Raw genomic sequence first — 13,572 nt, 5'->3', positions numbered from 1 at the left:
TGCCTCCAAGCGTTTCAGGATGGTCTTCATTCTGCCAAGGAGATGGATGCGAGTACTTTTGATAAATCAGCAGAAGCTGGTATTGTTTTGTGAAATGTAAGCTTATCTGCCGATTGGTGTTTCGAAATGAAGATGGATGAGACGGATATCAAGATCGTTGAAGCCTTGATTGACGACGCGCGCATGTCGTTGAAAGACCTGGCCGCTCACGTGGGATTGTCGTCGCCCGGTGTTTCGGAGCGGATCCGCCGTCTGCAGGAGCGCGGCGTCATTCGCGGCTTTACCGTGGATATTGATCCGAAGGTGCTTGGATACAGTCTGCAGGCGATCGTGCGCATTCGACCGCTGCCTGGAAAGCTGCATATCGTGCAGCAACTTATTCAGGAAATTCCCGAGTTTTGCGAGTGCGACAAGGTCACGGGAGAAGACTGTTTCGTCGCCCGACTTGCCATTCCTTCCATCGATCAGCTCGACGGAATTCTGGACCGGATTTCGGACAAGGCGGAAACCAGCACCTCGATTGTCAAATCCCAGCCGATCCGCCGCCGTCCGCCGCCCTTGGCTGTGGCTGAGAAGGCCTCTTGAGGCCCGCATTTCCGGGCCGTCAAGGCCTGAATGCAAAATGTGTTGCCGCAACGAAAATTCTCAAAGACAGCACCTGCAAATCGGTGTATTCCGCAAAGGCCGCCGACCGGTCCGTGCAGTCTCTAAACTGCCTCAGGGCCGTCGCCAATGTTGGATGGAGACCGGGTGCGGCGCACCGGCCTTTGGGTCTTTCAAGGCACCATGGACAAGGCTTCGCCCCAGGCCGAAACCGGGGATATTCTCATTCGCACTGCCGAGCCCGGCGATCTCGCCGAGCTGTTTCGCATTGAAAACGCCGCCTTCGCCGGAGATCGCATTTCCCGGCGAAGCTTCAGGCGATTTCTGGAGAGCCCTCGCGCACGCCTTTTGGTCGCAACCGGTCCAGACGGACTGGTTGGGTACGCGCTGCTGCTCTTGCGCCAGGCAACCGCGCTGGCGCGGCTCTATTCGCTTGCTGTGGATCCGGCCTGCCGGGGGCAGGGGCTTGGTGCAAAGCTGCTGGAAGCGTCCGAAGTTGCCGCTTTCGACAGCGATCGCATTGTGCTGCGGCTTGAAGTGCGTGCGGACAATGAGGCGGCCATCGCACTCTATCAGCGCAGCGGCTACCGGATGCTGGGCAGGGTAGAGGCCTATTACGAGGATGGCTGCGCAGCGTTGCGCATGGAAAAGCTGCTCCATGGTCCGGTGCTGGGCACCGGCAACGCGCCTTATTACTCGCAGACAACCGAATTCACCTGCGGCCCGGCCTGTGCACTGATGGCGGCCCGGCATTTCGACCGCTCGGTTCCGGCAGAACCATTGACGGAACTCACCCTCTGGCGGGAGGCAACGACAATCTATCTCGCCTCCGGTCATGGTGGCTGCGGTCCCTTCGGCCTGGCCAATGCGCTTGCGCGGCGCGGGCTTTCGGTCGAGGTCAGGCTGTTTCCCGACGAACTCCTGTTTCTCAATTCGGTTCGGAACCCGGAAAAGCGCAAGGTTCTGACCCTGGTACAGGAAGGCTACCGCTCGGAAGCCGCGCAGCTTGGTGTTGCCCGTTCGGAAACCCCCTTGGAAGCAACAGCACTGGCGACCGAGATATCAGCCGGTACGCTCGCGATCGTGCTCATTTCCGGCTACCGCATGTTCGGCCAGAAAGTTCCGCATTGGGTGCTTGTGCATGATGCGGACGATCGCCACCTCATCATTCATGACCCGTGGCTTGAGCGCGAGCGCCATGAAAGTCCGGCAGATGCTGCAAATCTTCCCATTCCCTTTGCCGAATTCGACCGCATGGCCCGCTGGGGCCGCAGCGCGGTACGTGCCCAAATCCTGATACGAAAGGACGCCTGATCCAATGTCTTCCTGGGTCATTCTGGTCGACAACCTCAAAGACCTCTCCAACACGGAAACGCCGCACAAGGTCATGACCGTGCGGGAGTATCTGACGCACCCGAAACTGTTTACCGGTGCCAAGCCGACCATTCTCAACCTGTCGCGCTCCTACGCTTACCAGGGGGCAGGCTATTACGCGTCGCTTCTGGCTGAAGCACGCCAGCACCGTGTGGTGCCGGTTGTCGAGACGATGATCGAACTGTCCCGCAAGCAACTCTATCAGCATGCCTTGCCAGAGCTTGAAGACCGGCTGAACCGCTGCCTTCGCAAGATGGCACCGGAGGCCGCTGGTGAGGTCTCTCGGCTGCTGATCTATCTCGGTCAGGTTGGCGACCCTGCACTTGAACCATTCGCGCGGCTTCTGTTCGACTGGTTCCGGGCACCTGTGCTGGAGGTTCTGCTGGAAGAGGGCGAATGGCGCAGCATCAAGCGCATCCGCGTGCTGGCGGTAAATGACCTCGAAGCGGACGAGCGCGCGCAATTTCTGGCAGCGGTGGAAAGCTATACGACACGTCCCTGGCGGGCGCCGAAACAGCGCGCCCTGATGAAGTACGCGATGGCTGTTCTGTCCGATCCCAAGGAAGAGTTGCCGCCATCCTCCATCGCCTCTCTGAAGCACATGGCCAAGGTGGCGGCGCGCCACGGGGTTGAAGTCGTCCCGATCGGCAAGGGTGATCTCGACAAGCTGGCGCAGTATGATGCGCTGTTCATTCGCGAGACCACCAACATCGACAATCACACCTACCGTTTTGCCCGGCGCGCTGTGCAGGAAGGCATGCCGGTGATCGACGATCCGGTGTCGATGATCCGCTGTACCAACAAGGTCTATCTGACCGAGCTTCTGGCAAGTCATGGCATCGCGACGCCCAAGACCATCGTCCTGTCTTCCCTGAAGGAGGCGGGTGACCTGGAAGCCAAGCTCGGCTCTCCGATCGTTCTGAAGATCCCTGACGGCTCCTTCAGCCGAGGCGTGTTCCGGGTGACGGGTGCTGAACCCATCAAGGAGAAGCTGAAAGAGCTTTTCCAGGAAAGCGCCATCCTGCTTGCGCAGGAATATTGCCCGACGGACTTCGACTGGCGCATCGGTGTGCTGGACGGAGAACCGCTGTTCGCCTGCCAGTATCTGATGGCCAAGAAACACTGGCAGATCGTGCGGCACGAGACCGGCAAGAAAGCCGTCGAAGGCGGGTTCAAGACAGTTTCCATGGCCGAAACACCGCCAGCAGTGATCGATATCGCGGTTCGGGCGGCGCGGCTTATCGGTGATGGTCTTTATGGCGTCGACCTGAAAGTGATCGGCGAACGGGTGGTGGTCATCGAGATCAATGACAATCCAAACCTCGATCACGGGGTTGAGGATCTTGCCGAAAAGGACGCTGTCTGGGATCAGCTTATCCGCTGGTTCGTACGCCGCCTGGAGGCGCGCTAGGGCAACACCGCCGGCCAAATCAAGGGAAATGCTTCGGAAAAGGTTGCCGGATTAGTTTGAATCCCGTATGCCCAGCCCGTTCCATTTCCTTTGAACAGCTTACCTGCCTTGTCTGCAGGAGTGAGCAGGAGAAAACCGATGATTGAACTTACTTTCCCCGACAATTCCGTGCGCGAATACGCGGCAGGCACCACCGGTCTCGCCGTCGCCGAAGGCATTTCCAAGTCGCTGGCCAAAAAGGCCGTGGCAATGGCTCTTGACGGGGAACTGAAAGATCTCACCGACCCGATCAGCGGCAATCACCAGATCGAGATTGTCACCCGCGACGACCCGCGCGCCCTTGAACTGATCCGCCACGATGCGGCCCACGTCATGGCCGAAGCCGTGCAGGAACTGTGGCCCGGTACCCAGGTGACCATCGGTCCGGTGATCGAAAACGGCTTTTACTACGACTTCAAGCGCGTTCACCCGGACACGGGCGCCGACTGGCCATTCACGCCGGAAGAGCTGCCAGTTATCGAAAAGAAGATGCGCGAGATCATCGGTCGCGGTGCGCAGTTCACCAAGGAAGTGTGGAGCCGCGACGAAGCGAAGCGCTATTTCGCAGCCAAGGGCGAGGACTACAAGGTCGAGCTCGTTGATGCGATTCCGGAAGATCAGGAACTCAAGATCTACAAGCAGGGCCAGTGGCTGGACCTGTGCCGGGGGCCGCATATGGTCTCCACCCGGCAGATCGGCGATGCCTTCAAGCTGATGAAAGTGGCCGGCGCCTACTGGCGCGGCGACAGCAACAACGAAATGCTGACGCGCATCTACGCAACGGCGTGGCACAGCGAGAAGGAGCTCAAAGCCTACCTTCACATGCTGGAAGAAGCCGAAAAGCGCGACCACCGCAAGCTGGGCCGGGAAATGGACCTGTTCCACTTCCAGGAAGAAGGCCCGGGTGTAGTCTTCTGGCACCCGAAGGGCTGGGACATGTTCCAGAGCCTGATCGCCTACAAGCGCCGTGTTCTGAAGGACACCTACAAGGAAGTGAACGCACCGCAGGTGCTGCACACGTCGCTTTGGGAAACTTCCGGTCACTGGACCTGGTACAAGGAGAACATGTTCTCCGTGCAGTGTGCCGATCCGGAAGCCGAGGACGAGCGTGTCTTCGCGCTGAAGCCGATGAACTGCCCCGGGCACGTACAGATCTTCAAGCACGGGCTGAAGAGCTACCGCGATCTGCCGATGCGCCTTGCCGAGTTCGGTGCGGTGCACCGCTACGAACCGTCTGGTGCACTTCACGGTCTGATGCGCGTGCGCGGCTTCACCCAGGACGATGCCCATGTGTTCTGTACCGAAGAGCAGATGGCGGATGAGTGTCTCAAGATCAACGACCTGATCCTGTCTGTGTATGAAGACTTCGGCTTCGACGAGATCGTGGTGAAACTGTCCACCCGTCCGGAAAAGCGCGTCGGCACCGACGAGGCATGGGATCATGCCGAGGCGATCATGTCCGATGTGCTGAAGCAGATCGAAGCCCAGTCGGGCGGTCGGGTGAAGACCGACATCTTGCCGGGTGAGGGTGCTTTCTACGGTCCGAAGTTCGAGTACACCTTGCGCGATGCCATCGGCCGTGAATGGCAGTGCGGCACCACGCAGGTCGACTTCAACCTGCCGGAACGCTTTGGTGCCTTCTACGTCGACAAGGACGGCGAGAAGAAGACACCGGTGATGATCCACCGCGCGATCTGCGGGTCCATGGAACGGTTCCTGGGTATCCTGATCGAGAACTTCGCCGGTCACTTCCCGCTGTGGTTTGCGCCGCTGCAGATCGTGGTGGCAACGATCACTTCGGAAGCCGACGATTACGGCCAGGAAGTGGCGGATCTGCTCAAGGCGAAAGGCCTCAAGGTCGAGACCGATTTCCGCAATGAGAAGATCAACTACAAGGTCCGCGAACACTCGCTGGCCAAGGTGCCGGTGATCATCGTGTGCGGCATGCGTGAAGCCGAGGAGCGGACCGTGAACGTTCGCCGTCTCGGTTCCAAGGACCAGACCCCGATGGGCCTCGACGAGGCGATTGCAGCGTTCGTTGAAGAAGCGACGCCGCCAGACCTGAAGTAAGGTTTTCCCTGGCATTAAGGGAAAATCTGACAGCTTGCACATTGCCCTGGCATCAGGGCAATGTGCTGTCACAATCATGAAACAGGGTGTCTGGTATTGGGTTCCGGATTTGCCACCGTTTCATCAGGGTCAAGACGACTGCCGTGAACTACGCTGAATTCAGTTATGCCAATCCTGAGCATCCACCGCTGAAGCGTTGGACCATCCGCACCATTGAAGGTCTCTCCGGCCGGCGAAAGCTGGTCAACATCTACGAGGTGTGGAAGGAAACGATGGTCGGCACGTCCGACTATATCTGGAATGACCTTCTCGGCCTGATCAACCTCAACGTTTCGGTTGCAGATGGCGAATGGCCGCCGAAGGATCTGCCGGAAGGTCCACTGGTGCTTATCGCCAATCATCCCTACGGCATTGGCGATGGTCTAGCGATCCTGGCACTCGCGGAACAGCTTGGCCGCCCGTTCAAGATCCTGATCAACAACGAGTTGCTGAAGGTGCCGGAAGTCCGGCCGTTTTCGCTGCCGGTCGATTTCGAGGAAACCAAGGAAGCGCTCAAGACCAATATGGCCACTCGCAAGGAGGCTCTGCGCCTGCTGCAGGAAGGCACGACCATTATCGTTTTTCCTGGTGGTGGCGTGGCAACGGCTGCCAAGCCATTCGGCCGTGCGGAAGAACTGCCCTGGAAGACTTTCACGGCAAAAATGATCCGGTCTTCGAGAGCAACCGTCCTTCCGCTTTATTTCGACGGGCAGAATTCCTGGCTGTTCCACCTGGTCAGCAAATACTCGCTGACCCTTCGTCTTGCGCTGCTTGTGCGTGAGTTCCGCCGTATCCTCGGGTCTGTGATGACCGCACGCGCGGGCAGGGCAATCCCGTTCGAAACGCTTTCGGGATTTGCCGATCAGAAGGAGATCATGGATTTCCTGCAGACCAAGGTCATGGAGATGGCGCCGCCCACACGAACCCGGCGTTTGCTCGGCCGACGGCGTTAGACGTCGCTACCTGGTCAGATCGTAAAGTCGCCGGGAACACGGCGCAGGTCAGTTGTTGATGCTGGACTGCTGCTGGCTGGCCAGTTCGCTGATGGAAGTGACCACTTCAACTTCGCGATCTTCACCCGGTTCCACCTGGAACGTGTGCAGGTAGGTGCGGCCATTGTTGCGGGCGAGGGCTTCATATTCGCCTTCTGCGAGCACGAAATCAGGGAAGGCACCTGTCGCCTCGACCACGACGTCCCCCCCCGGGCTCAGGACGGACCACGTCGTGTTGGCAATTGCTTCGCCGCCACGTTCGTTGACCAGTTTGAGCGTGATACCGGCGGCCTTGTGGAAGATTGTCGCTTCAGTGAGCTTGCCCGGCAGCACCTGAATATCGGCCCGGACGACAGCGTTCACATCGCCGTATTTGCTGACAACATGATAGGTGTTGGCGCTGAGACGGAGAATGGAGCCCGGCTTGACGTTGCTGGCAATCAGGTTGCGTTCGCCGCGCTGATTGAACTCCATGCCATAAAGATCGAAGGCCACGGCGCGCCCGTCGAGGTCTTCACCATCCTTGAGTGCCGCACCGAATTTGATGCCGCCCGCATTGAGCGTCACCATCTTCGACTGGACTTCCTTGCCGATGACGATGCGGTTGGTTGCCTGGGAGAAGCCGTAGGCGGTGTGAATCAGGTAGGTGCCCGGGTCGAGCCGGAATTCGGCATCACCACCTTGCGACGTTGCAACAAGTTGCAGGCGCCCGTCGGCATTGGTCGTTTCCGAATAGATCCGCCAGATGAGCCCTTCGTTCAGCGGAGGGCTGTCGGGCGTCAGCTTTGCCATCAGGTAGAGAGCGCCCTGCCGCAAGCCGCCCTTGATACCGGGGGATGATGCCCTGGCTGGCGCGTAGGGGACAAGCGTATCGGAAAAGAGGGGTTCCGGCTCGCGGTCGAGCAGGTTGATGATGGGTTCTTCAGGGGCAGCAGACGGTGCGTTCGGATCAGGTTTTTCTGCAGGGGCCGGCGGTACGTCAGATGTCTGCGCCAAGGTCGCAGGAGCAAGGCCCATCGAAAGGACGGCGCTCAGCATTATCGAAAATGCAGTGCATCTGACTGCACGCTTCAAAGCCGATTGGCCGGAGAGGGGGGCTGAATTCACCATGCCTACGTCGTTATCATTTTGACTCGCAGACTTTTACCAGTCTTTTGAGGCATTCGTCACCCGAAACTGACCTTGGAGATCCGGTCCGGTTTGCCTGGTGCAAGTGCACCGGATGCAGGGTAACGACTATGTTTCTGTTTCCAGTGCGTTTTTTTGAATTCTCGGTGCAATCTGACCGATCACGGGCCAAGGACGATTTTCCCGAGATTCACCGCACTGCAGCGTTGTCCCTTAATGCGCCCGGAAATTGGGCAAATTCAAGACGCCGCGATCAAAGTTGACAATTACGGTCAATGAATTAGGTGGATCGTACGATTGCAACAGGCCGACAGGATCTTTTCATGCCGAGTAACAGCGCCGGATCGCCGGCAACTCTGGACTTTCTGCGACAGCGGCGCTCCCACCCCTCTGTTACCATGACAGCCCCGGGGCCGAACGAAGAACAGATCAACGACATTCTGACCATTGCAGCGCGTGTGCCAGACCATGGCAAACTGGCGCCCTGGCGTTTCGTTCTCTACAGGCCGGAACAGGGACGCACGATCGGTTCCTGGCTGGCGGACCGGTATGAAGCACTCAACGGACCGCTCGACGGCGAGCAACGCCAGAAGGAACTGACCCGCTTCACCCGTGCGCCATTGGTGATCGGTGTTCTCAGCCAGGCAGCCGAGCATCCGAAAATCCCGATCTGGGAACAGGAGCTTTCCGCCGGCGCCGTCTGCATGAATCTTCTGACAGCCGCGGCAGCTTCAGGTTTCGCGTCGCAGTGGCTGTCCGAATGGTTTGCCTTCGATGAAGATGCTGCCCGTTACCTTGGCGCGCGAGACGGAGAGCGGTTTGCGGGGTTCGTACATATCGGAACTCCGACACAACCACCTTTCGAGCGTCCGCGCCCCGACCTTGCCGATATTGTATCCACCTGGACAGAGACCGACTGACCCATGTTCTACGAAACGGAAAAAAACGACCACGGCCTGCCGCATAACCCGTTCAAGGCTATTGTCGCACCCCGGCCGATTGGCTGGATCTCCACACTCGACAAGGACGGCAAGGCCAACCTTGCACCCTACAGTTTCTTCAACGCGGTCTGCGATACGCCGCCGATCGTGATGTTCTCTTCCACCGGCTACAAGGACAGCGTCTCCAACATCGACGCGACAGGGGAGTTCGTCTGCAACATGGCGAACCTCGGCCTCAAGGACGAGATGAACCAGACCTCCGCCTCCGTCGCACATGAGATCTCCGAGTTCGATCTGGCAGGGTTGGAGATGGCTGCCTCAAGACTGGTGAAAGCGCCTCGCGTTGCAAAGGCCGTCACTGCGCTGGAGTGCAAGCACCTTCAAACCCTGCGATTGAAGACGCTGACAGGAGACGACACCGACAGCTACGTCGTTTTCGGTCAGGTTGTCGGTGTCCACATCGATGAAAGCGTCATTGTCGACGGCAAGGTGGATGTTACGCTCTACAAGCCGCTATCCCGGCTTGGCTACATGGACTACGCCGTGGTGAACGAGGTGTTCCAGATGGGCCGACCCAAAGTTTAACGATTATCCGAACGATCATGACCGAAAAGGGCGCCGGCAAAGTCGGCGCCCTTTTATTGTGACTTGCCGACTCATGGAAAACGGCGTTATTCGAATGCAGTAGTCGATGTTTTTCCTGGTGCGTTTTTCCAAAGGAAATGGCCGGTAGCCTCTTGTCTGTCCACATAACCGGCTTTCGACATAAGTAGTTCTGACCAGGCACAAAAGAAAAAAGACTCGCCTGTAGTTGCTTAGATCCCCACCTGTGTGTTGTTAAGGTTTTGTTAACCTTTTGGGCGTGAAAGTTAACGCTGAAAGTTAACGAAGTGATAATTTGGTTCCGTCGAGGAGACAGGGTCATGCGAGTTGCTGACACCGCCTCGATCGCGTCTAGGATCGAGCTTGCGTTTCAGTCTGCGAGTACTTCAACGGGGACGTCATTCGACTACCTGGTGAAGACAGCTGCGCGGGAATCGTCATTCAACCCAACGGCAAAGGCCAGAACATCCAGCGCCACCGGGTTGTTCCAATTCATTGAATCCACCTGGCTGGAGACAATGAAGGAAGCTGGTCCGAAACACGGTCTTGAAAAATACTCCGATCAGATTCAACGCTCCAAGAGCGGAAAGTTCTATGTAAGCGACCCGCAAATGCGGCGGGAGATTCTCGACCTTCGGAAGGATCCGGAAATCTCGTCCATGATGGCAGGGGCGCTCACGCAGAAGAATTCCCAATACCTGGAACGCAGAATCGGGCGCGAACCGAGCGACGGCGAGCTCTATATGGCTCATTTTCTTGGTGCCAACGGCGCAAGCAGATTGATTGATGCGGCCGGCGCCAGCCCGGACATGCGAGCCGACAAGGTTTTTTCCGCTCAAGCACGCGCCAACAAACCGATCTTCTATCATTCGAACGGCAAGGCCCGCTCGATGCAGGAGGTTTACGAGGTTATCGTTTCCAAGCACGATGCCGTCACGATGATTGCGCAGGCCAGCACCAACAAGGACCTGCGGACATCGGGAGAACTCACGCAGGTCGCGACGCTGCCGAATGCAAAGCCTGCGGACGGCGCTGCGACGATCAACCAGAAATCCTTCGATCATCTGGCAGGAGATCCGGCAGCCGCCTTCGCAATGCGGACGAAACCCGCCGGCCCGGGTCAGATCGCGAGAGCTGACAACACAGGCCCTCAATTGCCTCAGGGCGAACTGTTTCAATTGGCAAAGACGGATGTGCCGCTGCCGGAGCGCACGGCAGGGCAGGGGGCAACCACAACGGCAAGCGCAGCTTTCCTGGAAGAAAGTGTCGGCTCTGTGACCCCGGACCGTCCGGTGCCGCAAACCACACGCGAAGCAGCCATTGATGGTGATGATTTCGACGCAAGCAACAGGGTTCTGTCGGCCTTCCAGGCGACGGAAACAGCCAATCCGTTCGAGGCTCTGTTCCGCAATGACGCGGCTTCGAACCAGGCAGGCGTCAACCCGCGCTTTGCGTCGGCTTTCGCCGCTGTGGAAGAAGCTGCCCTTGTCAGCGCCCTGTCCGGAGCTTCCAACCAGGTGCAGGCACAGGAACTGGCGCTGGTGAATCAGGGCGGACCGCTGGACCTGACGCGTTTCCTGCGCCTGAAGGCAGAAGAGGAACAAAAGGACCTGCTGCCACCGGCTTGAGCATGGGCAGTTGAAAGACCCGGCTGAAAGCTTGAAATCTCATGTCCGCCACCATCGGGAAAGGCGGGCATTCGCCAGAGAACCTGGCAAAATTATGGTGAACCGATCGTTAAGCCTTTGATGTCAGACTCACACTCGACTCTTGGGAAGATTGTTTTACCGCCATGAACGCACATGACTTTCACCCTCTGAACGAAGTTGACGAGCGCACCTTGGATATACGTGCCGCGGAAGAATTCGCGGAACGTTATTTGGCAGCCGAACCTGGCAGCCAGGAACAGACCAGCATGGCTGCAGCCTTGACGATTCTTCTCGATGACCCCAGCCGCGCCGTTCGCAAGGCGATAGCGAACCTGCTTGCGCCAAGCGCCTACGCTCCCGGTCACGTTGTCCGCTGCCTCGCAAGTGATGTCGACGAAGTGGCTTTGCCGGTTCTCAAGCACTCTCCCATATTGACGGATGTCGAACTGGTCGACCTTCTTGCCGAAGGCAGCGATGCCGTTCAATGCGCCATCGCCTCGCGTGAGGGATTGCCGGCTTCTGTCTGCGCCGCCATCTGTGAGGTTGGCTGCGAGCAGGCCTGCAGGCAGCTTCTGGAAAACAGAAGCGCCCGCATCCTTCAGTCCTCCCTCCTGCGTATCGCGCAAAGATTCGAAGACCGGCCGGACCTCTGCGACCAGCTTCTGAAAACCCGGGACCTGCCGCTGACCATGCGCTATCAGTTGCTTATGCGTCTCGCGCAGAACCTTGACGATCATCCGATCGTGCTGGAGCGCGTTCCGGAAAACCAGCGTCATACTTTCCTGAGCGATGCGGAAGACAAGGTCGTGCTGCGGCTGGCTCTCGAAGCCGGTGCAGACGATCTGCCGGAATTCGTCGAGCATCTTCGTGTCAATGGCAAGCTGACCACCCGGTTGCTGCTGCGCGCGGTCTGCTGTGGACGCTTGCGGTTTTTCGCTGCCGCTCTTGCCAACCTTGGCCAGGTGCCACTGCCGAGGCTGTGCAAGCTTCTGGTGACGGTTCGCCGGTCAGCTCTGCAGGCCATGCTCCGCAAGGCCGGTCTGCCGCTACGGGCTCACCAGGCCTTTCTGCTGGCCATTGACATTGCCCGGCAGGCGGACGCCGACTTCACCTATGATCTGGCGCTGGACGAAGCCCGCATGCTAACGGAAACACTGCTTTCCGAAATGCAGGACGGCGCCCTGGGGGCGGACGAAGACGTGACTGCATTCCTGCGCCGTTTCGCCATCGACGTTGCACGCTTGGAAGCGCGGCTATTGGTTAAGAACAGCGGCCTTCAGGTGACTGCCGCTGCTTAGGCCGCAGTCCGCCTCTTAGCGGATTACTTCCAGAAACATTTGAACGGATGAACGTTGCTCTGCGGCTTGTTGCAAATCACCTGCCGACCGCACGGATGTGTCGCAACAGCGGTGATCTGCCTATAGTTGAAACTGACCAGCCTTCTGGACGAGGCTGTTGGATCAGCCGGGCAAGCACCGCTAGATTGTGCCGTCTTAGTGGAGTTGGACTTCTCGTTCGATTTGGAGGGTGTCTCCTGCCGAACGGCGATGCACTTGCCGTTTTTCAATTCCTGATTTCGGCCACATGTCAGCGGGCAGACACGGCCTGTCGATTGCTTCAGGCGGTCTAGAATTGAAGGGTCCGGGTTGAGCGAGGCAAGATCGACACCTGCTTCGCGGCTGAAAGTCCTCAAAGCCTGCCGGCTACGGTTGCCCCAATCACCATCAACACGACCAACCGAACACCCAAGGCGGTTCAATTCGGTTTGCATTGCTGTGGCGAGTTCTTCAGGCGAGAGTAACCGGCTGCTTGTTGATGGAACAATTGCTGGAGCAGGTTCGGTTGATACTGTTTCCTGCTGCGGCAGGGCAGCAACGGTTATCTCCTGCGCAGGGGACGTGCTGTTGGAGGCGTCCGCAGCCTTGGCTGCCTTTGCCGCAGCGGCGGCTGTAGCTGCCGCTTCCGCCTGTTGTTGCAGTGACGATATATTCAGCCTTGCCAGCTTGGCGTAGATCCCGTCCGGATATTGCTCCAGATAGGTTTCATACATTTCCGGACGGGTGGCGTTCTGGATTGATTGCCAGAAAGCGATTTCAGCGGAGGTGTCGGGCTTCGCATTGCGGGCAGTTTCTGCCTCGCTGCGGTTCTTGAGCTCATCGATCCGGATCTTGGCGATATCCGCGAACTGGCCCTCGGGATATCGGGTCAGGTAGGTTTCGAAGTAGGCCGCATTGTGTCCCGACTTGATCGAGTCCCAATAGGTCAGCTCGATCTGCGGATTGATCGCGGGCTTCTCCGGTTCGACGGGCTGCACCATCTCAAGCTGTTTGAGGATCACTTCACCAGTCAGCGAGGAATTGTCCCAGGGAACCTGCTGGCCCTTGGTGGCTTCCAGAACGTCCCGGCGCACCATTACAAGGTCGCGGGTGATGTCCTGACCGGGCGTGCCGAGATGCTTGATCAGGGCAGTTGTAAACGGGCTGTTCTCGCCATCGCCGTCAAGCGCGACATTGCCCGGCTGGGTGGCGAAGGAAACCAGGGAGCCGACACCGGAGCCGATCTTCGCAAGGCCACGACCGACTGCGCTTGAGCGCGTCCCCATGGACCGGGCGAGGTTTTCCGTAAACGGGTTGTTCCGGCAGGCATCCAGAAAGACAAGGTTGACCTTCGTGCTCTGTTCCATGGCATTGAGCACGAGATTTGCGGGCAGGGCCTCGAAATCA

11 protein-coding genes are annotated in these 13,572 nt (G+C 58.5%); 9 read left to right on the top strand and 2 right to left on the bottom strand.

Features of this window, described 5'->3' with window-relative positions:
* Positions 1-132: 132 nt before the first annotated feature.
* From HCG46_RS00055 to HCG46_RS00035, 5 genes are all read left to right on the top strand, one after another.
* The gene (locus HCG46_RS00055; RefSeq protein WP_031269318.1) at positions 133-585 is read left to right on the top strand and encodes an Lrp/AsnC family transcriptional regulator; all 453 of its coding nucleotides are present in this window, start codon (positions 133-135) and stop codon (positions 583-585) included.
* A gap of 147 nt (positions 586-732) precedes the next feature.
* Complete coding sequence (locus HCG46_RS00050; RefSeq protein ID WP_208997699.1) at positions 733-1,917, top strand: GNAT family N-acetyltransferase/peptidase C39 family protein; 1,185 nt, start codon at positions 733-735, stop codon at positions 1,915-1,917.
* Between the two features lie 4 nt (positions 1,918-1,921).
* Positions 1,922-3,388 carry a RimK family protein gene (locus tag HCG46_RS00045; protein ID WP_168683965.1) on the top strand — a complete coding sequence of 489 codons (1,467 nt, stop codon included), beginning with the start codon at positions 1,922-1,924 and terminating at the stop codon, positions 3,386-3,388.
* A 138-nt stretch (positions 3,389-3,526) separates the two neighbouring features.
* Positions 3,527-5,497: a threonine--tRNA ligase gene (gene thrS / locus HCG46_RS00040; protein ID WP_023001097.1), complete on the top strand. Its 1,971-nt coding sequence runs from the start codon at positions 3,527-3,529 to the stop codon at positions 5,495-5,497.
* A 143-nt stretch (positions 5,498-5,640) separates the two neighbouring features.
* Positions 5,641-6,489, top strand: a complete 849-nt coding sequence (locus tag HCG46_RS00035) for a lysophospholipid acyltransferase family protein (RefSeq protein WP_168683963.1) — start codon at positions 5,641-5,643, stop codon at positions 6,487-6,489.
* A gap of 48 nt (positions 6,490-6,537) precedes the next feature.
* Here HCG46_RS00035 and HCG46_RS00030 read toward each other — a convergent pair whose 3' ends face one another.
* Positions 6,538-7,566, bottom strand: coding sequence for a hypothetical protein (locus HCG46_RS00030; RefSeq protein WP_023001099.1), 1,029 nt, complete (start codon positions 7,564-7,566; stop codon positions 6,538-6,540).
* A gap of 413 nt (positions 7,567-7,979) precedes the next feature.
* On the opposite strand from HCG46_RS00030, the gene HCG46_RS00025 reads away from it, so the two are divergent.
* From HCG46_RS00025 to HCG46_RS00010, 4 genes are all read left to right on the top strand, one after another.
* Positions 7,980-8,576, top strand: coding sequence for a nitroreductase (locus HCG46_RS00025; RefSeq protein WP_055656617.1), 597 nt, complete (start codon positions 7,980-7,982; stop codon positions 8,574-8,576).
* Between the two features lie 3 nt (positions 8,577-8,579).
* Positions 8,580-9,182 carry a flavin reductase family protein gene (locus tag HCG46_RS00020; protein ID WP_062488500.1) on the top strand — a complete coding sequence of 201 codons (603 nt, stop codon included), beginning with the start codon at positions 8,580-8,582 and terminating at the stop codon, positions 9,180-9,182.
* A 338-nt stretch (positions 9,183-9,520) separates the two neighbouring features.
* The gene (locus HCG46_RS00015; RefSeq protein WP_168683961.1) at positions 9,521-10,828 is read left to right on the top strand and encodes a transglycosylase SLT domain-containing protein; all 1,308 of its coding nucleotides are present in this window, start codon (positions 9,521-9,523) and stop codon (positions 10,826-10,828) included.
* A 164-nt stretch (positions 10,829-10,992) separates the two neighbouring features.
* Positions 10,993-12,147: a DUF2336 domain-containing protein gene (locus HCG46_RS00010; protein ID WP_168683959.1), complete on the top strand. Its 1,155-nt coding sequence runs from the start codon at positions 10,993-10,995 to the stop codon at positions 12,145-12,147.
* A 23-nt stretch (positions 12,148-12,170) separates the two neighbouring features.
* Here HCG46_RS00010 and HCG46_RS00005 read toward each other — a convergent pair.
* Positions 12,171-13,572, bottom strand: a 1,402-nt coding sequence (locus HCG46_RS00005; protein ID WP_168683957.1) for a caspase family protein, incomplete at its 5' end; no start/stop codon positions are given.

This window comes from Labrenzia sp. PO1 (assembly GCF_012273635.1).
GTDB classification, from domain to species: domain Bacteria; phylum Pseudomonadota; class Alphaproteobacteria; order Rhizobiales; family Stappiaceae; genus Roseibium; species Roseibium algicola.
The sequence above is the reverse complement of the archived record's forward strand: the minus strand, read 5'-3'. Positions and strand labels throughout refer to the sequence as shown.

Excerpts from the sequence above, each read along its gene's own strand:
- HCG46_RS00055 (WP_031269318.1), top strand. The coding sequence starts at position 133 with ATGGATGAGACGGATATCAAGATCGTTGAAGCCTTGATTGACGACGCG.
- HCG46_RS00050 (WP_208997699.1), top strand. The coding sequence starts at position 733 with ATGTTGGATGGAGACCGGGTGCGGCGCACCGGCCTTTGGGTCTTTCAA.
- HCG46_RS00045 (WP_168683965.1), top strand. The coding sequence starts at position 1,922 with ATGTCTTCCTGGGTCATTCTGGTCGACAACCTCAAAGACCTCTCCAAC.
- thrS (WP_023001097.1), top strand. The coding sequence starts at position 3,527 with ATGATTGAACTTACTTTCCCCGACAATTCCGTGCGCGAATACGCGGCA.
- HCG46_RS00030 (WP_023001099.1), bottom strand. The coding sequence starts at position 7,566 with ATGCTGAGCGCCGTCCTTTCGATGGGCCTTGCTCCTGCGACCTTGGCG.
- HCG46_RS00025 (WP_055656617.1), top strand. The coding sequence starts at position 7,980 with ATGCCGAGTAACAGCGCCGGATCGCCGGCAACTCTGGACTTTCTGCGA.
- HCG46_RS00020 (WP_062488500.1), top strand. The coding sequence starts at position 8,580 with ATGTTCTACGAAACGGAAAAAAACGACCACGGCCTGCCGCATAACCCG.
- HCG46_RS00015 (WP_168683961.1), top strand. The coding sequence starts at position 9,521 with ATGCGAGTTGCTGACACCGCCTCGATCGCGTCTAGGATCGAGCTTGCG.
- HCG46_RS00010 (WP_168683959.1), top strand. The coding sequence starts at position 10,993 with ATGAACGCACATGACTTTCACCCTCTGAACGAAGTTGACGAGCGCACC.